The organism is Azospirillum brasilense (genome assembly GCF_001315015.1).
GTDB lineage: Bacteria > Pseudomonadota > Alphaproteobacteria > Azospirillales > Azospirillaceae > Azospirillum > Azospirillum brasilense.
Genome location: NZ_CP012915.1, coordinates 1,690,219 through 1,710,913, shown reverse-complemented (window position 1 = coordinate 1,710,913; position 20,695 = coordinate 1,690,219). Strand labels below are relative to the sequence as shown.

General features: G+C 68.3%; 18 protein-coding genes. 8 read left to right on the top strand and 10 right to left on the bottom strand.

All coding sequences use genetic code 11. The features are described 5' to 3' along the window. Window positions 1-633: 633 nt before the first annotated feature. Window positions 634-1,653, top strand: coding sequence for a ParA family protein (locus AMK58_RS21470; RefSeq protein ID WP_051140539.1), 1,020 nt, complete (start codon window positions 634-636; stop codon window positions 1,651-1,653). Beyond that, on the top strand, window positions 1,643-2,524 hold the full coding sequence (locus AMK58_RS21465; protein ID WP_035677798.1) for a ParB/RepB/Spo0J family partition protein: 882 nt from the start codon (window positions 1,643-1,645) through the stop codon (window positions 2,522-2,524). Before AMK58_RS21470 ends, AMK58_RS21465 begins: the two co-directional genes overlap by 11 nt. A 40-nt stretch (window positions 2,525-2,564) precedes the next feature. On the opposite strand, the gene AMK58_RS21460 is transcribed toward AMK58_RS21465, so the two are convergent. The 3 genes from AMK58_RS21460 to AMK58_RS21450 all read right to left on the bottom strand — a co-directional run bounded on the left by AMK58_RS21460 (window position 2,565) and on the right by AMK58_RS21450 (window position 4,857). Beyond that, window positions 2,565-3,101 carry a mismatch-specific DNA-glycosylase gene (locus AMK58_RS21460; protein WP_035677800.1) on the bottom strand — a complete coding sequence of 179 codons (537 nt, stop codon included), beginning with the start codon at window positions 3,099-3,101 and terminating at the stop codon, window positions 2,565-2,567. A 52-nt stretch (window positions 3,102-3,153) separates the two neighbouring features. Beyond that, complete coding sequence (locus AMK58_RS21455; protein WP_035677802.1) at window positions 3,154-3,870, bottom strand: YoaK family protein; 717 nt, start codon at window positions 3,868-3,870, stop codon at window positions 3,154-3,156. A 78-nt stretch (window positions 3,871-3,948) separates the two neighbouring features. Then, on the bottom strand, window positions 3,949-4,857 hold the full coding sequence (locus AMK58_RS21450) for a LysR family transcriptional regulator (RefSeq protein ID WP_035677805.1): 909 nt from the start codon (window positions 4,855-4,857) through the stop codon (window positions 3,949-3,951). A 102-nt stretch (window positions 4,858-4,959) separates the two neighbouring features. Here AMK58_RS21450 and AMK58_RS21445 point away from each other — a divergent pair, with 102 nt between their 5' ends. Then, window positions 4,960-5,358 (top strand): RidA family protein, encoded by a 399-nt coding sequence (locus AMK58_RS21445; protein ID WP_035677808.1) that lies wholly within the window; start codon window positions 4,960-4,962, stop codon window positions 5,356-5,358. Window positions 5,359-5,400: 42 nt separating this feature from the next. Here AMK58_RS21445 and AMK58_RS21440 read toward each other — a convergent pair whose 3' ends face one another. The 6 genes from AMK58_RS21440 to AMK58_RS21415 all read right to left on the bottom strand — a co-directional run bounded on the left by AMK58_RS21440 (window position 5,401) and on the right by AMK58_RS21415 (window position 11,990). Beyond that, the gene (locus AMK58_RS21440; protein WP_079285738.1) at window positions 5,401-6,414 is read right to left on the bottom strand and encodes a sigma-70 family RNA polymerase sigma factor; all 1,014 of its coding nucleotides are present in this window, start codon (window positions 6,412-6,414) and stop codon (window positions 5,401-5,403) included. A 26-nt stretch (window positions 6,415-6,440) separates the two neighbouring features. Next, the gene (locus AMK58_RS21435) at window positions 6,441-6,776 is read right to left on the bottom strand and encodes an antibiotic biosynthesis monooxygenase family protein (RefSeq protein WP_051140540.1); all 336 of its coding nucleotides are present in this window, start codon (window positions 6,774-6,776) and stop codon (window positions 6,441-6,443) included. A gap of 262 nt (window positions 6,777-7,038) precedes the next feature. Continuing rightward, on the bottom strand, window positions 7,039-7,641 hold the full coding sequence (locus tag AMK58_RS21430; protein WP_059399393.1) for an ANTAR domain-containing response regulator: 603 nt from the start codon (window positions 7,639-7,641) through the stop codon (window positions 7,039-7,041). Window positions 7,642-7,674: 33 nt separating this feature from the next. After that, the gene (locus AMK58_RS21425) at window positions 7,675-9,339 is read right to left on the bottom strand and encodes an ABC transporter ATP-binding protein (RefSeq protein ID WP_059399392.1); all 1,665 of its coding nucleotides are present in this window, start codon (window positions 9,337-9,339) and stop codon (window positions 7,675-7,677) included. A 13-nt stretch (window positions 9,340-9,352) separates the two neighbouring features. Beyond that, window positions 9,353-10,444: an ABC transporter permease gene (locus AMK58_RS21420; protein ID WP_035677829.1), complete on the bottom strand. Its 1,092-nt coding sequence runs from the start codon at window positions 10,442-10,444 to the stop codon at window positions 9,353-9,355. Between the two features lie 157 nt (window positions 10,445-10,601). Beyond that, the gene (locus tag AMK58_RS21415; RefSeq protein WP_079285739.1) at window positions 10,602-11,990 is read right to left on the bottom strand and encodes a CmpA/NrtA family ABC transporter substrate-binding protein; all 1,389 of its coding nucleotides are present in this window, start codon (window positions 11,988-11,990) and stop codon (window positions 10,602-10,604) included. Between the two features lie 657 nt (window positions 11,991-12,647). Here AMK58_RS21415 and nirB point away from each other — a divergent pair. The 4 genes from nirB (at window position 12,648) to cobA (ending at window position 19,171) form a co-directional block, all read left to right on the top strand. Beyond that, on the top strand, window positions 12,648-15,113 hold the full coding sequence (gene nirB, locus AMK58_RS21410; RefSeq protein ID WP_035677832.1) for a nitrite reductase large subunit NirB: 2,466 nt from the start codon (window positions 12,648-12,650) through the stop codon (window positions 15,111-15,113). A 6-nt stretch (window positions 15,114-15,119) separates the two neighbouring features. Next, on the top strand, window positions 15,120-15,476 hold the full coding sequence (gene nirD, locus AMK58_RS21405; protein WP_035677835.1) for a nitrite reductase small subunit NirD: 357 nt from the start codon (window positions 15,120-15,122) through the stop codon (window positions 15,474-15,476). A 76-nt stretch (window positions 15,477-15,552) separates the two neighbouring features. After that, window positions 15,553-18,264: a nitrate reductase gene (locus tag AMK58_RS21400; protein WP_059399391.1), complete on the top strand. Its 2,712-nt coding sequence runs from the start codon at window positions 15,553-15,555 to the stop codon at window positions 18,262-18,264. Beyond that, the gene (gene cobA / locus AMK58_RS21395; protein ID WP_079285741.1) at window positions 18,233-19,171 is read left to right on the top strand and encodes a uroporphyrinogen-III C-methyltransferase; all 939 of its coding nucleotides are present in this window, start codon (window positions 18,233-18,235) and stop codon (window positions 19,169-19,171) included. The genes AMK58_RS21400 and cobA overlap by 32 nt, the downstream gene beginning before the upstream one ends. On the opposite strand, the gene AMK58_RS21390 is transcribed toward cobA, so the two are convergent. Continuing rightward, window positions 19,094-19,888: a C40 family peptidase gene (locus AMK58_RS21390; RefSeq protein ID WP_035677864.1), complete on the bottom strand. Its 795-nt coding sequence runs from the start codon at window positions 19,886-19,888 to the stop codon at window positions 19,094-19,096. The genes cobA and AMK58_RS21390 overlap by 78 nt on opposite strands. 114 nt (window positions 19,889-20,002) lie before the next feature. Between AMK58_RS21390 and AMK58_RS29880 the strand changes: the two genes are divergently transcribed. Then, on the top strand, window positions 20,003-20,629 hold the full coding sequence (locus AMK58_RS29880; RefSeq protein ID WP_079285742.1) for a hypothetical protein: 627 nt from the start codon (window positions 20,003-20,005) through the stop codon (window positions 20,627-20,629). Window positions 20,630-20,695: the final 66 nt, after the last annotated feature.

The following is a 20,695-nucleotide window of genomic DNA, read 5'->3' as shown; positions in this document are numbered from 1 at the left end:
GACCGGTTGCGCGGGTGCTGGCGCGACCCCCTTCGCTGAAAACGCAACGCGACAGGGGGTGGGGAATCGCCAACCGGGCATTCGAGGGTGATCGTGACCCCGATCCTCCACCAGGACGAGCATCACCCCAGGGCAAGGATTTCAGGCCAGGACCGTCAACTGTCAACCGGACCCGACGCTGAATTTGATACAAAGGCGACTCGGCTCCAACGCTGAATTGGTAACATTCGACTCGGAAACCCAAGGCTTTCCAAGGCTTAGCCGACTCGCCGAGTCTCGCGCAGATCTTGCAACGGCAACGCAAATCCGCGAATCGGACATCAACGCTGAATTTGAAACAATGGAATCCAGGCGATTCAAGGCCCGAATCGAAACCGCTCCATCCGACCAACGCTGAATTGGTAACGCTTTGGAAAACAGGCTTGACGGGGTCTCGGTCGATTCGCCTCCGGAATGGTTTTCCACCGTTCGCCGCGCCCGGCAAAAGCCGTCGAATTCTATGACGATAGTCCCATACGACGTCGCATGACTCCCGCTCCTGCCGCCATTTGACGCAATTCGGTGCGCTCCGGCTTGACCAGTTGCGTCACATTTTGCAAGAAAGGACCTCACACAGGGAAAGCCGGAGGCCCGATGAACGGGGAAGAACTGCGCGCCATCCGCGAACGGCGTGCCGAGGACCAGTTGAGCTTCGCGACATGGCTCAACGGCGCACTGAATCGCCGCTACGACCGTTCGCGGATCAGCCGGTGGGAAAGCGGAGCGGAGCGCATCCCCCAGCAGGTCGCCGGGTTCCTGGCCGGTCAGGGCGGCATGGCCGCCGTGCCGCAGAACACCGGGATGCCCAAGATTCAGCGCGCCGTGGTGGCCGTGGCCAATCAGAAGGGCGGCGTCGGCAAGACAACGACGGCGGTCAACCTGTCCTACGCGCTGTCCACGCTGGGCTTGAAGGTGATGCTTCTCGACAGCGATCCCCAGGGCAACGCCACCGTCCATATGGGACTCGACCCTGGCGAGATCGAAACCCAGCGCAAGGGCATCTATAATGTTGTCCGCGGCGGGGCGTCCTTCGACAGCATCCTCCAGCCGGTGTGCGGCGGTGCCGTCATGCTCGCCCCCTCCAGCATCGGGCTGGCCGCGGCGGAGACCGAGCTGGTGGCCGAGCCGGACAACTCGCTGGTGCTCAAGGAAAAGCTGGCGGAGGTGCGGAACCGTTACGATGTCATCGTGATCGACTGCCCGCCCAACCTCGGCCTTCTCACCATCAACGCGCTGGCGGCCAGCGATCTCGTGCTGATTCCCGTGCAGACGGAGGTGTTCGCCGGGCTCGGCGTGCCGCTGCTGCTGGAAACCATCGCCAAGATCCGCCGCCGCTCGAACCCGTCGCTGAACATCTTCGGCATCCTGCCGACCATGTTCTCGTCGCGTTTGACGCAGGATCAGGCCAGCCTGCGCGAGATTCAGGAGCATTACGAGGGGCGCACCCGCGTTCTGAACGCGGTGCCGCGCGCCACCCTGTTCGCCCAGGCGTCGGGCGCCGGCCGCCCGGCCATCGAGGCCGATCCGAATTCAAACAGCGTCCAGGCCTACGGCGAACTGGCGCGCGAACTGGCCGCTCACCTCCAGACTGCGGAAGACGCCCATGTCTCGTAAACTCGAACGGACCAGCACCCGCATTTTCGACAAGGCGGCGCAGCGCGGCGGGGACGCGCTGTTCGGGCTCTCCGCCGACTTCCCGCGGCTGATCGAGGTCGATCTCGACCGGGTGCACCCCAATCCCGACCAGCCGCGCCGCCATTTCGACGACCAGTCGCTGCAGGAGCTGGCGAATTCCATCGCCCGCCACGGGCTGAAGCAGCCGGTTCTCGTGCAGGATCTCGGCGACGGCGACTACCGGCTGATTGCCGGTGAGCGGCGCCTGCGCGCCTGCGGTTTGGCCGGACGCCAGACCATCTTCGCCATCGTCACCGACGGCGACCCCGACGAGCTGGCGCTGATCGAGAACATCCAGCGCGTCGACCTCGACGCCATGGAGTTGGCCCGCGCCTTCGCCCGGCTGATCGAACGGCACGACTACACGCACGAAGCGCTGGGGCAGGTCATCGGGCGCAGCCAGGCGGAGGTGACACGCACCCTGTCGCTGTTGCGTCTGCCGGCGGATATCGTCGCTGAATTTGAAACGCGCCACCGTTCCGTCCCGAAAAGCATCCTGACGGAGATCGCCGCGGTGGACGATCCGATCCTCCAGAGGAAGCTGTGGGACACGATCAAGGACGGCGGCACCGTCAAGGCGCTGCGCGAGGCCAAGCGCGCCCAGATGGGCGGTGGCGAGCCGGAATCCGCGGCGGCGGCGCGGATTCAGCCGGCCCCGGCGGTGCGGTTCGTCTCCGCCGTCCAGCGCATCGCCAAGGACTTCTCCACGGTCGACGCCGGGGAGCTGCGGGCGCACCGCAAGCAGCTCAGCGAGGCGCAATGGCAGGAGCTGCGCCGTCTCCACGCCCTCCTTGACGAGCTGTTGGCCTGACCGTCAGCAACGCTGAATTTGTAACGGACACCCGCTGACGTCAGCGGCGGGTGTCAACTTCAGCGTCGATGACCCGCTTGACCTCGCAGAACCAGCGCAGCTTTTCCGCGAAGGGCAGCCGGGCGAGTCCGCTGGGCGAGGGCAGCACGACGTCCACCGGACCATCGAACAGGCTGTCCGGCTGCACGCCCCAGTCCGCCCGGATGCGATCCGCAGCGGCGAGATAGACCCCTTTCCCCGTGTAGGCGATCACCCGCGGCCGGAACTCTGCGATCAGAGCGCGCAAACGCGGCACGCCGCTGCGCAGTTCCGTCCGGCTGAGATCGGCGGCGCTTGGCGTCGCACGCGCCACGAGGTTAGTGGAGCCCAGCCCGAACTCCGGCAACAGCCGGTCCTCCTCCGGGCGCAGCCGGCGCGGGGTCAGGCCGGCCTCCGCCAGCAATTTCCAGAATTGGTTGCCCGGCCCCGCGTAATTGTGGCCGAGCAAGCCGGAACGCGTTCCCGGATTGAATCCGACGAACAAGGCGTTCAGGCCGGGGGCGATGATGTCGGGGATGGGGCCTTCGGAATCGGTCATGTTGCGTCAACAGTGGGAAACGGCGTCTGGCAACGCTGAATTTGAAACGCTTCTACTCCGCGGTCCGCCATTCGGCGAGAATCACAGGGGCGGCGAAGCCGGCAAGGATGGCCGCCAGCGTCACGAACAGCATGGCGCCCCAGGCGCTGTAGCCCAGAACCCCCAGGACGCCGCCCAGGAAAAAGGACCCGACGGTCGGCAGATGGGTCTTCAGCTTGTCGAGCGTCACCCGGACGCGATCCCGGCCGTTGCGGTGGTAGAGATCGTCGATCAGGTTGCCAAGCTCGATCCCGATGTCGGTGATCATGCCGGTGACGTGGGTGGTGCGGACGCGGGCGTTGGAAATCCGCGTGACGATGGCGTTCTGCAACCCCATCAGGAAGCTCAACCCCATGACCAGTGCGGCGCCGCGAAGCTCGTGCAGCCAGACGTCGGCGGCGCCGAGCCCGGCGAGCAGCAGGGCTTCGAGGCAGACGCTGTAGGCGTAGATCGCCGACAGGCCGCGGCGCTGCCCGGCGTTGATGAGCACCGCCGACACCGTCGCCCCGGCGATGAAGGTGGCGATGATGGCCAGCGCCATGCCGAAGGCGCCCATCTCGCCCAGCGCCAGATGATCGGCCATGGTCGAGACGGTGCCGGTCATGTGCGAGGAGTAGAGGCCGGCGGCGTAGAATCCCGCGGCGTTGACGGCGCCGGCGATGCCCGCCAGCGACCAGGCCAGACTGCGGTCCGCCGACACGCCACGATGCTCACCCTGCCGGACCAGCATGCCTTACCCCCTGAATCAAACGGGGCGCCATCATAGTGGCGACCGAGTGCGTCGGGGACCCGCTGGTTTGGAGGATCATCAATGCGTTTCCCGAGCGGTCGGCATGGTCTTGACGACATCGAGGAACGCCCGCAGGGCCGGCGGCACGGCGCGGTGGCCGGGATAATACACCGCCGCCCGCTCCGGCTTGTGCATCCAGCCGGGCAGAACGGTCCGCAACCGTCCCTCCGCCAGCGCGGCTTCGGCGGCCCAACTCGCCACATAGGCGATCCCCAGGCCCTGGGCGGCGGCCTCCGCCATCAACTCCTCATCGTCGAGGACCACCGGTCCGTTGACGTCGACCGTCAATTCCTGCCCGGCCCGCTCGAACTCCCAGCGGTACAGCCGGCCGCCGGGCAGGCGGTGTCCAATGCAGCGATGGCGCTGCAGATCGTCCGGCGTCGTCGGCTCCCCGGCGCGCTGAAGATAGGCGGGGGAGGCGACGCAGACGAAGCCGATCGGGTCCGGGAAGGGCACGGCGATCATGTCCCTCGGGATGGACTCGATCAGGCGGACGCCGGCATCGAAGCCGCCGGACACGATGTCGATCAACCGCCCCTCGACGACCAGGTCCACCGTCACGTCGGGAAACCGTTCCACCATGCGCGGGAGGACATCGCGGACGAGAAGCGCCGCGGCCACGCGCGGCGCGTTGATCCGGACTTTGCCGGCCACATTGCCGCGAAAGGCCGTGGCGGCATCCAGCGCTTCGTCCAGGGAAGTCAGAGCCACCTGCAGACGGCCGAGCAGCTCACGCCCCGCTTCGGTCGGCGATACGCTGCGGGTCGTGCGGTTGAGGAGACGCACGCCCAGCCGGTCCTCAAGCCCCCGCATCGCGTGGCTCAGCGTGGACGGCGCCGTTCCCAGTTCATCCGCCGCGCGGCGGAAGCTGCGATGGGTGGCGACCGCCACGAAGGCGCTGAGATCGTTCAGGGAGGGGCGCTTCATTGATGGCGATCTTGCATCAGCCCGTGCCGATTTCAATGTCTAATGGCGCACCCCTTTGGCTGCTATCTCCTGCTCCAGTTCCAATCCGAACGGGAGACATCAATGTCCAAGCGCGGCGCCATCTTTCCTGCCGGTCGGCAGGCGCTCTACGAGATCCACCGCTACTCCGCCGCCATCCGGTCCGGCGATCTGCTCTTCGTGTCGGGGCAGGTCGGGGGCCGCGAGGACGGCTCGCCCGAGCCTGACTTCGCGAAGCAGGTTCAACGGGCCTTCGACAATCTGCGCGAGGTTTTGCGGGCGGCCGGCGCCACCTTCGACGACATCGTGGACGTGACGACCTTCCACACCGATCCGGAGGCACAGTTCGAGACCGTCCTGTCCGTCAAAGACCGGATGTTTCCGCAAAAGCCCTATCCCAACTGGACCGCGGTCGGCGTGAACTGGCTCGCCGGCTTTGATTTTGAAATCAAGGTGATCGCTCGGGTTCCACAAAGCGCCTGAGCCGACGTTGGCTTTGATCGACCGGCCGCCGCGATCAGCCGCTCACGCAGATCCAGGGAAGCGGGTGCTGTCATGCGGGCTGGCCTCCTTCGCCGGCCCGCATCCTGGCTCGGATTTCACCCGCCATGGACATCCCCCATGACGCTCAGCCATCCGTGCCGACGGCCGCCACTGCGTCGTTGGCTGTTGCACCGGAACGCCGTTCAAGTGCCGCAACTTGTCCGGGTTCCTGGTGATGTAGATCGCGACGATCTTTCCCCGCTCGATCTGCAAGGCGGAGGTCTGCACCATCCCGCCCCCCTCGACGGAAATGAAACCGGGAAGCCCGTCGATGATGGCATAGCGTATGAGAAGGGATGGAGACTGCTTGAACTCCTGTGCAAGCTGGACGTGTCGCGCCATGACCTCCCCGGCTCCGATCAGTGGACGCTGCGAAGCCGGCACCCGACCGCCGCCGTCCGCGCTGGCGGTTACGTCATCGGCCAGAAGCAGGCGCAGCCGGTCCATGTCGCCATTGCGCGACGCGGCGAAGAAGGCGGCGGCGATCTCCAGCCCATGTTCCTTCGTCACCGGGAAGCGTGGCCGGGCCGCTTGGATATGGCCGCGCGCCCGACTGGCCAGCTTGCGGCATGCTGCCGCGTCACGGCCTATGGCGTTGGCGACATCATCAAACCCCATGCCGAAAACATCGTGCAGCAGAAAGGCCGCTCGCTCCAATGGCGATAGACGCTCCAGCGCGATCATCAAGGGAAGCGTGATATCGTCGATGGAATCCGATTCCCACATGTCAACAATGGGCTCCGGCAGCCACGGTCCGATATAGGTTTCGCGTCGGCGCCTTGCGGATTTCAGTTCGTTCAGGCAGAGGCGCGTAACAATGGTGCGCAGCAAGGCTGCCGGCTGCCGGACCGTCTCACGGTCGGTCGCCAGCCAGCGGAGATAGGCATCCTGAACAACGTCCTCGGCATCCGCCACCGATCCAAGCATCCTGTATGCGAGACGGATAAGGTCGGGGCGATTTTCAAAGAATGATGGGTCGGAGGGAACGTCGTTCATGGTTCTACTGCCTTGTCATTCCTTCCCTACTCCGCATGAACGGCGTTGACCGTGTAGAGGCTCGGCGCAACCGATTTCGCGAGACCTGCAAACTGTTTGAGTTGCTCTTGCGTCTCTGGCTTCTTCATGAAGCCCTCGAAGTGCTCCTTGGATGCCCATTGGGCGTAGTTCACGACCTTCTTCCCGTCGATGCTGCTGTGGATGCAGGCCGATATGAAACCGGGCTGGTGGCGAATGGTGTTTTCGGTCGATGCCGAAAGGGCCTTTGCCAAGTCGGCCTGCTTCTCCGGTTCGACCTCATAGACGTTTATCAGCGTCAGACACGAGGACTGAGGGTCGATCGCTGCTGTATTCTTGGCCATCGTCGTCTCCTTTGAAAGTGCAACCCACGAAGGAGATGACAACGCCTACCCCTGAAATGTGACATGCGGGGCGAAAAAGGGAAATGCGAGCCATGCATCGGCTTACGTTGAAACTATTGGACAGCTTGCTGCAAGGCGCAAGCTTTGGCACTGTTGAGGGAACGCACGGTCAACGAACCGGTTCTTTCTCTTTCCTCTAGTGACGGAAGAAAACTGCGGGTTTGGTATAATTCAGCACCCGAAGCGCTTGATTTGAAACGCTTCAAAGCTCGATCTGGGCGGCGGTGATGACGCTCTGTGCGATGTCGGCGATGCGCCGGCCCTGCTTCATGGCGGCCTTGCGCAAGGCGTTGTAGGCCGCCTCCTCCGTCAGAGACTTCTGCTGCATCAGGATTCCCTTCGCCCGCTCGATCAGCTTGCGGTCGGCGAGCTGCGTGCGCGCCTCGTCGCGTTCGCGTTTCAGCGTTTCAAACGCAGCGAATCTGGCGAGCGCGGTTTCCAGGATCGGCCGCACGCGGGCGGGGTGCAGCCCGTCGAGGACGAAGGCCGCCACCCCGGCCTCCGCCGCCTGCGCCGCGGCCCCCGGCGGCGCCCGGTCGGTGAACAGGACGACGGCGCAGGCACCGGACCGGGCCAGCCGGAAAACGCCGTCCAGCGTCGCAGCGTCCGGCGTTTCCAGAACAGCGACGACCGTGTCCGGCGCCAGCGCGGCGACGCGGGCCGGCAGATCGGCGAAGCCATGGACCACGGCGATCCGGTCGGCGCTCCGGTCGCGGCCCCCCGCCCCGGCCAGCCCGTCCTCCACCGCCCGCGTCGCGGTGGCGTCGGGGCCGGCCACCAGGATGGTCAGGGGTTTGTTCGCCATGGCCGCTCCGCTCTTCCGTTCACGCTGTCCTCGTCACGCCGCCTTCACCGCCCCGTGGTGCCCGCCTTCCAGGAAGTTCAGAAGCTCCTCCCGGTAGGCGTAGTAGCGGGGATGCTCCAGCAGGGCCTGGCGGGTCCGGGGGTGGGGGATGTCCACCTCCAGGATGTGGCCGATGCGGGCGTTCGGCCCGTTGGACATCATCACCACACGGTCGGCCAGCAGGATCGCCTCGTCAACGTCGTGGGTGACGCAGATGGCGGTGACCTGGGTGCGCGCCCACACCTCCATCAGCACTTCCTGAAGCTCCCAGCGGGTCAGGCTGTCCAGCATCCCGAAGGGCTCGTCCAGCAGCAGCAGCTTCGGCGACAGGGCGAAGGCCCGCGCGATGCCAACGCGCTGCTTCATGCCATTGGACAGCTCCGCCGCTTTCTTGTGCATGGCGTCGCCCAGCCCGACGCGCGACAGGTAGTAGCGGGCGATGTCGTTGCGCTCGCCCCGGCCGGCCTGCGGGTAGACGCGGTCGACCCCCAGCATCACGTTCTCCAGCGCGGTCAGCCAGGGAAACAGGCTGGGCGCCTGGAAGACCACCGCCCGGTCGGGACCGGCGCCGTCGACCTCCCGGCCATCCAGCACGATGCCGCCGCTGGACACGTCGGCCAGCCCGGCGACCATCGACAGCACCGTGGACTTGCCGCAGCCCGAATGGCCTATTAGGGAGATGAACTCGCCCTTGCGCATCTTCAGGTCGAAGCCGTCCACCACGGTCAGCGGCCCCTTCGGCGTGGCGAAGGTCTTGGTGACCCGGCTGAACTCGACATAGCGGTCGTCGGAAAGGCCGCCGGGCTGGCCGGCCAGATAGGATTTCGGCGGCGGCGCGGCGGTGATCGGCGTCGCCGCCGGCAGGGTCAGGGTCTCGTCCACCGCGGCGGCGGCGCGGCTGGCCCCGGCCTCCATCAGCCACGCCGTGACCTCGGCGCGCAGGCGCTTGAAGTCCGGGTCGTGGTTCACGGCGGTGCGATCGCGCGGGCGCGGCAGGTCCACGGCAAAGGCGGGGCCGAGCGTCGCCCCCGGACCGGGCGTCAGCGGGATGATGCGGTCGGCCAGCAGGATGGCCTCGTCCACGTCGTTGGTGATGAGGACGACGGTCTTGCGGTCCTTGCGCCAGATCGCCTCGATCTCGTCCTGGAGCTTGGCGCGGGTCAGCGCGTCCAGCGCCGACAGCGGCTCGTCCAGCAGCAGCATCTCCGGGCTCATGGCGAGCGCGCGGGCGAAGCCGACGCGCTGGCGCATGCCGCCCGACAGCTCCTTGGGGCGGCGGTCGGTGGCGTGGCCCAAGCCGACCGTCTCCACCGCCCGGCGGGTGAGCACGCCGCGCTCCGCCGAGGCCTTGCCCTTGTGCACGGCGTCCACGGCCAGCGCCACGTTGTCCTTCACGCTCAGCCAGGGCATCAGCGAGTAGTTCTGGAACACAACGCCGCGCTCCGCCCCCGGCCCGCGCACCGGCTTGCCGCGGAACAGCACCTCGCCCGCGTCGGGGGCGGCCAGCCCGCCCATCAGGTTGACCAGCGTGGTCTTGCCGGCGCCGGAGAAGCCGACGATGGCGACGAACTCGCCCTCCGCGATGGACAGGTCGATGCCGCGCAGCACCTCGGTCCCGCCGTAGGACTTCGCGACGGTCTTCAGCTCAAGGATGGCCATGCTCGGGGACTCCTCAGCGGGTGCCGGTGTGGGAAACGGCGGCCTGGAAGGCCAGCATGACGCGGTCGAGCAGGAAGCCGATCAGGCCGATGGTGAAGACCGCCACCATGATGCGGGCGAGCGAGGAGGAGGAGCCGTTCTGGAACTCGTCCCACACGAACTTGCCGAGGCCGGGATTCTGGGCCAGCATCTCCGCCGCGATCAGCACCATCCAGCCCACGCCCAGCGACAGCCGCAGACCCGTGAAGATGTAGGGCAGCGCCGAGGGCAGCACGAGCCGGCGCACCATCGTCGGGCCGGAGAGCTGCAGCACCTTGCCGACGTTCATCAGGTCCTTGTCGATGGAGGACACGCCGACCGCCGTGTTGATCAGCGTCGGCCACAGCGAGCAGAGCGTGACCGTGACGGCGGAGGTGAGGAAGGACTTCTCGAAGGTCGGGTTGTCGCTCGACACCGTGGCGCTGACCACCATGGTCACCAGCGGCAGCCAGGCCAGCGGCGACACCGGCTTGAAGATCTGGATCAGCGGGTTCATCGCGGCGTTGACCGTGCGCGACAGGCCGCAGGCCACCCCCAGCGGCACCGCCACCAGCGCGCCGAGCAGGAAGCCGGTGAACACCGTCTTCAGGCTGGTGATGATCTGGTCCAGATAGGTCGGCTTGCCGGCGTAGGGACGGGTCTTCACCTCGGCCGCCGGGTCCTTGGCCAACAGCTCGGCGTTGCGCTTGGCCTGCCGGTCGTAGAAGGCGGCCTCCTTGGCGCGTTCGGCCTGATGGTCGGCGCGGAGGTTGCCCACCTGCTCCCACACCTGGGCCGGGCCGGGGATGGCGCCCAGGCTGGTGTTCACCTGCGGCGCCAGCCACGCCCAGGCGGCGAGGAACAGCATCAGGGCGGTCAACGGCACGCCCATCTGCTGCCACAGCTCCTGCCCCTGCTGGCGCGGGCTGTCGCCTGCGGCCATGCGGAGCAGCGGGCTGAGCCAGCCGAGCCCGACGATCTGCAACGTCGCGGCGGTGCGGTTCAAGCCGTGGGCGAGACGGGCCTTGCGCCGGGCGCGCATCGCCTCGGCGGATGAAAGGGTGGAGGCTTCGGTGACGCTGGTCATGGGGTGATCTTTCTGTTTGGCGCGGGGCGCCGCGGCCCCATCCCCGGCCCTCCCCCGCTTCGCGAGGGAGGGAGCCAGTCCCCTCCCCTGCGTAGCGGGGGAGGGTCGGGGAGGGGGCCCGTCGCAGCCTCTGCGCGGAATTCGGAAGTCCGCAGTCTCAACCGCCGACCAGTTGGCCGCCCTGCAGCGCCTGCCCGCCCTTCAGGCCGATGGGCAGCTTCGTCAGGTACTCGTTGGGCTTGCGGCCGTCGTAGGCGATGCCGTCGATGAAGCCCTCGTCCAGCGGCTTGTAGCCGTCGCTGGCCCAGGGGAAATCGGCCTCCTTGGCCTTGCCCTCCTCCACCAGCATACGCGCGGCCTTCAGGTAGATCTCCGGCTTGTAGACCTTGCGGGCGGTCTCGTCGTACCAGGAGTCCGGCTTGGCCTCGGCGATCTGGCCCCAGCGGCGCATCTGCGTCAGGTACCAGACGGCGTCGGAGTAGAAGGGATAGGTGGCGTTGTAGCGGAAGAAGACGTTGAAGTCGGGAACCGCCCGCTTGTCGCCCTTCTCATACTCGAAGGTGCCGGTCATCGAGTTGGCGATGACCTTGGCGTCGGCCCCCACATACTCCGACTTGGCCAGGATCTTCACCGCCTCGGCGCGGTTGGCGTTGTCGTTCTCGTCCAGCCACATGGCGGCGCGGATCAGCGCCTTGACCAGCGCCAGATGGGTCTTGGGATTCTTGGCGGCCCAGCCCTCGGTGACGCCGAAGACCTTCTCCGGGTTGTTCTTCCAGATCTCGGTGTCGGTGATGACCGGCACGCCGATGCCCTTCATCACGGCTTGCTGGTTCCACGGTTCGCCGACGCTGTAGCCGAAGATGGTCCCGGCCTCCAGCGTCGCCGGCATCTGCGGCGGCGGGGTGACCGACAGCAGGGCGTCGGCCTGGATCTGGCCCGACACGTCGTTGGGCGCGTAGTAGCCGGGGTTGATGCCGCCGGCGGCCAGCCAGTAGCGAAGCTCGTAATTGTGGGTGGAGACAGGGAAGACCATGCCCATGGTGAAGGGCTTGCCCTCCGCCCGGTACTGGGCGATGACCGGCTTCAGCGCGTCGGCCTTGATCGGGTGCAGCGGCTTGCCGTCCGGCCCCTTGGGCAGGTTGGGCTTCATCCGCTCCCACACCTCGTTGGACAGGGTGATGCCGTTGCCGTTCAGGTCCATCGAGAAGGCGGTCACCACGTTGGCCTGGGTGCCGAAGCCGATGGTGGCGCCCAGCGGCTGGCCGGCCAGCATGTGGGCGCCGTCCAGCTCGCCGGAGATGACGCGGTCGAGCAGCACCTTCCAGTTGGCCTGCGGCTCCAGCGTCACCGACAGGCCCTCGTCCTCGAAGAAGCCCTTCTCCGCGGCGATGGCGAGCGGGGCCATGTCGGTCAGCTTGATGAAGCCCAGCTTGAGCTGGTCCTTCTCCACGTCGAGCGGAGCGGCCTGGGCGGCCCCGAGCGTCAACGCCAGCGTGGCGGCGGCGGACAGCAGGGCGGTGCGGGGGGAGGCGGGAAATCGGGTCACGTCTCGCGTCACGTTGGTCGCTCCATCTCTCGTTCCGGACCCACGCGGCACGCCCGACCTCGATCCAACGCCCCACCGGCGACGCGCCGTTGAGGGCTCTCCAGCCATGAAGGGCTGTCGAACCGGGTCAGCGACGGTGCCGAGGGGCCCAACCTTGGGCGTATGGGATGGACGCACCGCCGTTGGCGCGTCCCGCCGTCCTTCTCGCAAGGACCATGCCAAAGGCTGAATTGACGTCCAGACAGAGCCGAAGGTCTTTGTTTCTGCGGCTTTGACGCGAGTTGCCTATTGTTTGTGCTAGTACCTTGGTGGTGACGCATTGCACAATTTGTCGGCTTTCGGACCGCTTTTTGTTCGAAGCAGCACAAAAGCGCGTGTTCGAGTCCCGACACTCCCGCCATCGACCAACGACGGTGGGACCGTGCAAATGGCGGAAATCCGCCATTCCGGTCCCTTTCTCATACCTTGGTGCCGGTGTTGGCACGCGGCTTGCCAGAAGGACGGGCAGATCAGGGCCAGGGCAACGGCGCCATGGCCGGTTCGACGGCGAACCACCCGGACAACGGCGTCCGAAACCCTGGGAATCCCGCGGGAGTCCCCAGGGCTTCGGGCGCCTTTTTCTTTTCGGCCTCGCGGCCTCGCAAGAGGGCACACAGCATGAGCACGCACACCAATCCATCCACTCCGCGCGAGCGGCTGGTCGTCGTCGGCAACGGCATGGCCGGCATCCGCACGCTGGAGGAGCTGCTGACCAAGGCGCCGGACCGTTACGACATCACCGTCTTCGGCGCCGAGCCGCACCCCAACTACAACCGCATCATGCTCTCCCCCGTGCTGGCCGGGGAGAAGACCTTCGAGCAGATCGTGCTGAACGGGCGCGACTGGTACGAGGCCAACGGAATCAAGCTGTTGACCGGCGACCGGGTGGAGGTGATCGACCGCGCGAACCGCACCGTCACGGCCATGTCCGGCCTGACCGTACCCTATGACCGTCTGCTGATCGCCACCGGTTCCACGCCCTTCATCATCCCGGTTCCCGGCTCCACCCTGCCCGGCGTCGTCGGTTTCCGCGACCTCGCCGATGTCGACACGATGCTGGAGGCAGCGGCCAAGGGCGGGCGCGCCGTGGTCATCGGCGGCGGCCTGCTCGGGCTGGAGGCGGCCAACGGCCTGAAGGTCAAGGGCATGGACGTCACGGTCCTGCACCTGATGGACACGCTGATGGAACGGCAGCTCGACCGCTCCGCCGGGGCGCTGCTGCGGCACGAGCTGGAGCGCCGCGGCATCACTGTGCTGACCGGCGCTGACACTGCTGAAATTGTGGGCAACGAGAGCGTTTCGGCGGTTCGCCTGAAAAATGGGCAGGAGCTTCCCGCCGATCTGGTGGTCATGGCCGTGGGCATCCGCCCGAACATGGCGCTGGGCAAGGCGGCGGGGCTGGCCTGCGGGCGCGGCATCCAGGTGGACGACGCCATGACCACCTCCGACCCGGCGATCCTGTCGGTCGGAGAGTGCGTGGAGCATCGCGGCCAGACCTACGGCCTCGTCGCCCCGCTGTTCGAGATGGCCAAGGTCGCCGCCGCCCGGCTGGCCGGCGGTACGGAGGCCGCCTACACCGGCTCCGTCACCTCGACCAAGCTGAAGGTGACGGGGGTGGACGTCTTCTCGGCGGGCGACTTCACCGGCGGCAAGGACTGCGAGGACATCGTGTTCCGCGACGCCGCCCGCGGCGTCTACAAGCGCGTGGTGGTCAAGGAGAACCGCATCCTGGGCGCCGTGCTCTACGGCGACACCAAGGACGGCGGCTGGTACTTCCAGATGCTGAAGGACGGGACCGAGGTGGCGCCGGTCCGCGACACCCTGATCTTCGGCCAGAGCTTTGGAGGCGAGGGGGCGGCAAACCCTAAGGCCGCCGTTGCGGCGCTCCCCGACAGTGCGGAGATCTGCGGCTGCAACGGCGTGTGCAAGGGCACCATCGTCAAGGCGATCACCGAGAAGGGCCTGTCTAACCTGGACGAGGTGCGGGCTCATACCAAAGCCTCGGCCTCCTGCGGAAGCTGCACCGGTCAGGTGGAGCAGCTCCTGGCCCTGACGCTGGGCGACGGCTACGCGGGCGAGGCGAAGGCCAAGCCGATGTGCAAATGCACCGACCGCACCCACGACGAGGTGCGCCGGGCCATCACCGCGCTGGAACTGAAATCCATCCCCGACGTGATGCAGCGGCTGGAATGGCGCACGCCCGACGGCTGCCACCATTGCCGCCCGGCGCTGAACTATTACCTGCTCTGCGAATGGCCGGGCGACTACAAGGACGACAGCCGGTCCCGCTACATCAACGAGCGCGTCCACGCCAACATCCAGAAGGACGGCACCTACTCCGTCGTCCCGCGCATGTGGGGCGGGCTGACCAGCGCGAAGGAGCTGCGCGCCATCGCCGACGTGGTGGACAAGTTCGCCATTCCCACGGTGAAGGTGACCGGCGGCCAGCGCATCGACCTGTTCGGCGTGAAGAAGGAGGATCTGCCCGCGGTGTGGGCGGACCTGAACGCCGCCGGCATGGTGTCCGGCCACGCCTACGCCAAGGGGCTGCGCACGGTGAAGACCTGCGTCGGGTCGGAATGGTGCCGCTTCGGCACGCAGGACAGCACCGGCCTTGGCGTCAAGCTGGAGCGGATGACCTGGGGAACCTGGACCCCGCACAAGGTGAAGCTGGCCGTCTCCGGCTGCCCGCGCAATTGCGCGGAGGCCACCATCAAGGACCTGGGCGTCGTCTGCGTGGACAGCGGCTATGAGCTTCACGTCGGCGGCAACGGCGGCATGCACGTCCGGGCCTGCGACCTGCTGGTGAAGGTGGAGACCGAGGCGGAGGTGCTGGAATACACCGGCGCCTACATGCAGCTCTATCGCGAGGAGGCCCGCTATCTGGAGCGCACCGCCCCGTGGGTCGAGCGCGTCGGGCTGGACCACATCAAGCGCCGGCTGGTCGATGATGCCGAGGGCCGCGCGGCGCTCAACGCCCGCTTCCTCTTCTCCCAGAGCTTTTCGCAGGACGATCCCTGGGCCGAGCGGGCCAACGGGTCGGTGGACCGTCACGAATTCGCGCCGCTCGCTCAGGTGGGGTAACGAGACATGGATCAGAGCATTTCCTGGATCACCGTCGGCTCGGTCGAGGACATCCCCCGGCAGGGATCCCGCGTGGTGCGGACCGACTTCGGCGACATCGCCCTGTTCCGCACCGTGGCGGACGAGGTCTACGCGCTGGAGGACCGCTGCCCGCACGCCGGCGGCCCGCTGTCGCAGGGCATCGTCCACGGCGCGCGGGTGACCTGCCCGCTGCACAGCTGGGTGATTGACCTCGCCAGCGGCGAGGCGGTCGGCCCGGACGAGGGCTGCGCCGGCCATTGCCCGGTGCGGGTGGTCGACGGCGCGGTGCAGCTCGGGCTGGCGGCCTTCCGTCCGGGCCGTGGAGGGTGCGGCCATGGGTGACGCTGAAGGCCCCTCTCCCCCTCCTTCTTCCCCCTCTCCCCTCTGGGGAGAGGGTTGGGGTGAGGGGGTTGCGCTTTTGCCGGACGCACCGCCACGCGCAACCCCCTTACCCTCCCCTCTCCCCGGGGGGGAGAGGGAATTTGCAAAGGAAACGGTCCGCACCACCTGCCCCTATTGCGGCGTCGGCTGCGGCGTCCTGGCCTCCGTCTCCAGCGACGGCAGCGTCTCCGTCTCCGGCGACCCCGATCACCCGGCCAACCGGGGGAAGCTCTGCTCCAAGGGCACCAACCTGCCCGATACGCTGGGCCTCGGCGAGCGGCTGCTCCACCCGCAGGTGGACGGGCGGCGCGTCGCCTGGGACGAGGCCATCGCCGCCGTCGCAACGCGCCTGTCCGACACCATCGCGAAGCATGGGCCGGACTCGGTCGCCTTCTACGTCTCCGGCCAGTTGCTGACCGAGGACTATTACGCCGTCAACAAGCTGGCGAAGGGCTTCCTCGGCACCGCCAACATCGACACCAATTCGCGCCTCTGCATGGCCTCCAGCGTGGCGGGCCACAAGCGCGGCTTCGGGGCCGACGCGGTGCCGGTGACCTACGAGGACCTGGAGGAAGCCGATCTGGTCCTGCTGGTCGGCTCCAACCTCGCCTGGTGCCACCCGATCCTGAACCAGCGGCTGCTGGCGGCCAAGCAGGCGCGCGGCACCCGCATTATAGCCATCGACCCGCGCCGCACCGCCGCGGTGGACGGGGCCGACCGCCACCTGCCCATCCGGCCCGGCACCGACGCCCTGCTGTTCAACGGGCTGCTCGTCCATCTCGCCGACAACGGGTTGCTCGACGCCCGTTTCGTCGCGGAGCACACCGCCGGTCTGGCCAAGGCGCTGGAGGCCGCCCGCGCCGACGCCCCCTCCCCCGCCCATGTCGCCGCCCGCTGCGGTCTGCCGCTGGCCGACATCGAGGCCTTCTACGCTGAAGTCGCAACGGTCCGCCGCACCGTCACCATTTACTCCCAGGGGGTGAACCAATCCTCGCAGGGGACGGACACGGTCAACGCCATCCTGAACGTCCATTTCCTGACCGGGCGGATCGGCGCGCCGGGGATGGGGCCCTTCTCGGTCACCGGCCAGCCCAACGCCATGGGCGGGCGCGAGGTCGGCGGGCTCGCCAACCAGCTCGCCGCGCATATGGGGTTCGAGCCGGAGTCGGTGGACCGGCTGCGCCGCTTCTGGAACGCGCCGCGCGTGGCGGACAAGCCCGGCCTGAAGGCGGTCGACCTGTTCCACGCGGTGGAGGAGGGCACGGTGCGCGCCGTCTGGGTCATGGCGACCAACCCGGCGGTCAGCATGCCCGACGCCGCCCGCGTCCGCCGCGCGCTGGCAAACTGCGAGACGGTCATTGTCTCCGACTGCATTGCCGACACCGACACGGCACGGCTGGCCCACATCCGCCTGCCCGCCGCGGGCTGGAGCGAGAAGGACGGCACCGTCACCAACTCCGACCGCACGATCTCCCGCCAGCGGTCCTTCCGTCCCCTGGCAGGCGAGGCGCGGCCCGACTGGTGGATCGTCACCCAGGTTGCCCGCGCGATGGGCTTCACCGCCGCCTTCCCCTTCGAGACGCCCGCCGCCGTTTTCTGCGAGCATGCCGCCCTCTCCGCCTTCGAGAACGACGGCACACGCGCCTTCGACATCGGCGGCCTCGCCGGGCTGTCCGACGCTGAATTTGAAACGCTCGCTCCCGCCCCCTGGCCGCGGCGGGTCGGCGAGGGTCCGACGCGCCGTCTCTACACCGACGGGCGCTTCTTCACCGACGACGGGCGGGCGCGCTTCGTCCCCGTCACCTCCCGCCCCCCGCCCCGCTTTCTGGAGCCGGGTTCGCTGATGTTGAACACCGGCCGCCTGCGCGACCAGTGGCACACCATGACGCGCACCGGCCTGTCGCCGCGCCTCTCCGCCCACGCGCCGGAACCCTGCCTGGACCTCCACCCGCAGGACGCGGCGGCGCGCGGCCTGACGGACGGCGCCCTGGTCAGCCTGTCCACCCCCGTCGGCACGGCGCTGGCCCGGCTGCGCGTGACCGAGGCGCAGCGGGCGGGGGAGGCCTTCCTGCCCATGCACTGGACCGACCGCTTCACCGCCTCCTGCGTCGTCGGGCGACTGGTGGACGATCTGGCCGTGGACCCCGTATCCGGCCAGCCCGACCTGAAGCGTATGCCGGTGACGGTCGCCCCCTACCCCGCCGCCTGGACCGGATTCCTGATCGCCCGCGAGCCCGTGGAGCCTGCCCATGGCGGCTATTGGTCCCGCCGCGCCGTCCCCGGCGGCCACCTGATCGAGCTGGCCGGCGAGGACGCCCTGCCCGCTCCGGAGGCGCTGGCGTTCGGCTTCGCCGGGGCGACGGTCGATTACAGCGACGCGGCCTGCGGCGTGCTGCGCCGCGCCTGGGTGACCCACGACCGGCTGGAGGCCTGTCTGTTCCTGTCTACCTCCGGCGGCCTGCCAAGCCGCGCCTGGCTGGTCGACCTGCTGTCGGCGGAGACGCTGGACGGTGCCGCCCGCCGTGCCCTGCTCTCCGGTCGGTCGCCGGTTCCCATGGCCGACGAGGGGCGGACGGTCTGTTCCTGCTTCGGCGTCGGCGTCAACCGCCTGATCGCCGCCATCCAAAGCCAAGGCCTGACCACGGTCCAGGAGGTCGGAGCGGCCCTGCGGGCCGGGACCAACTGCGGCTCCTGCCTTCCCGAACTCAAGGAGATCCTTGCCGATGCCCAGCGCAGCCATGTGGCTTGACGGTCTCGTCTCCCGGTCCGGGGGCAAGCGTTTCAACTTCATCGTCGCCCTGCGCGCGGCGCTGGGTTCGGCATTGCGTCCGCGCACGACCCACCGCGTCGCCCGCGCCATCCCGGAGGCGGGCAAGCGGACGCCCCATGTCACGCTGGTCGGCGCCGGGCCGGGGGACCCCGACCTGCTGACCGTCGCGGCGGCGAGGGCGATTTCGCAAGCCGAGGTGATCCTCTACGACCATCTCGTTGGGCCGGGCATCCTCGCCCTGGCGCAGCCGAGGGTGGAACTGATCTGCGTCGGCAAGCGGTCGGGCAGGCACTCCCACTCGCAGGAAGCCATCAACGCCCTGATCGAGGAACAGGCCCGCAGCGGGCGGCGCATCGTCCGGCTGAAGGGCGGCGACCCGATGATCTTCGGCCGGGCCGGCGAGGAGATCGAGCATCTGGAGCGTGTCGGAATCAGCGTGTCGGTGATCCCCGGCATCACCGCGGCGCTCGGCTGCGCGTCCAGCGCCGGGCTGTCGTTGACCAAGCGCGGCGTGTCGCGCGCCGTTACCTTCGTCACCGCCCACGCCCGTGAGGGTGACGCGACCGAGCCGGACTGGGCGCGGCTGGCCGACCCGAAGGGCACGCTGGCGATCTACATGGGCCGCGAGGCCGCCCGCCGCGTCGGGCGCGGCCTGACCGCCGGCGGCCTGTCCCCCGACACGCCGGTGCTGGCGGTGGAGAACGGCTGCCGTCCCGACGAACGCCACCATCGCACGACTCTGGGCGCCATGGCCGAGCGTGGCGTGGCGGCGGGCGACGGCCCGACGCTGCTCCTGATCGGCTGGGCGCTAGATGAGCGGGCGGCGCACGCCGGTGATGCCTTCAGCGCGGGCGGCCACGTCGGCCAGGGGCTCGGTCACGACTGACATGGTGAAGACGGTGGCGTGCAGCAGCGTGGCGCCGTCCAGCATGATCCCGACATGGCCGGGGAAGAACACGATGTCGCCGCGGCGGTAGTCGATCCCCTGCCCGTCCGGCCCAAAACCATCTTGGGACAGCATCGGCCCCAGCCGGTCGTCGTTGCGCTGCATCCCGCTGCTGTGGTGGGTGGTGATCCCCGCCGCGCGCAGCGCCACCTGGACGAGGCCGGAGCAGTCGATGCCGAAGGCGCTCCGCCCGCCCCAGACATAGGGGGTTTCCAGGAAGCGCAGCGCCGTCTCCACCGGAACGCGGTCCAGCGGCACGGCGACCGGCTCCAGCTGCTTGCCGAACGTCCACAGCCCGTTGTCGAGCCGGACCCAGCCGCTGTCGGCCTTTTCCGCTACGGTCACGAGGCTGCCGAAGCTCAGCGCCGCCACGGGCACCGCCTTGTGGGTGGGCGCCGGGTGCAAATTCGCCACGCGCCCGGACACGCGGTGAGTCGGGGCGACCGGTTCCGTCAGGTCCGTGCCGGGGGGAAGCCAGCCGACATGGCCGTCGGTGCGGTTTTCCACCTTCACCCAGTCGCCATCCCGGTCGAGCGGCGTACATGTTTCACCGAACAGCATCTCGCTGGTTTGCGGGACGCCGTGCCTCGGCTGTTCCAGAAGAACGGCCTGCGGGGCGGCGAGCCGGCGGATCGGGGTGGTCTGTGCATCGGTCATGCCGGTCACGCTAGAGCCCGCCCTGCCGGAATGCAAGCCAGAGGACCGTTCCGGACAATCCTCCGGCAAACGGGGATTTGCTATGGATTTGACGCTTTTCGACAGGAGAGTGCGATGGGCGACCGTGTGAGGCGTCTGGGACTCGCGGCGGCGGTGGGCTCGTGCCTGTTGGCCGGCGCCGCCGTGGCGCAGACGGCCCCCCAAACAGCCACCCAAGGTCCTCTGCGGCTCGTGCCGCAGCCCAATCCTTTTCCGGCGGTGGAGTTGTCCCCTCCCCAGCCGATCCCCGTTCCACCGCAGCCGTCCCCGGCCGCCGCGGTGGTCCGGCCGGGTCAGCCCGTAGCCAACCCTGCGCCCATCCCGCAGACGGCTCCGAGCGCTGACCCGGCCCAATTCACCCCGCCGACGCACCGCCCCCAACCGACCGACCGGGTCGCGGCGGTGCGCGCTTTCTACGAGGCCTTGGGGCAAGCCGACGCCGCGCGGGCCAACACCTACGTCGTCCCCGAGAAGCGGGGCAGCGGGGCCTACGACATCGCGTCGATGAGCCGCTTCTACGGCAACATGAGCGTTCCCATCCGCCTGCTGGCCGCGGAGGCCGCCGGGCGGGACGCCGTGCGCGTGCGCTACCACTATGTCCATGTGAGCGGCCGCGCCTGCGACGGCGCCGCCGAGGTCGCGTTGGCCGAGCGCGACGGACTGGCCTTGATCGAGCGCATCCGGGCGCTCAACGACTGCTGAGGTCTTGTTCCCTCTCCCCTCCGGGGAGAGGGTTAGGGTGAGGGGGATGCGCGTGACGTCACGTCC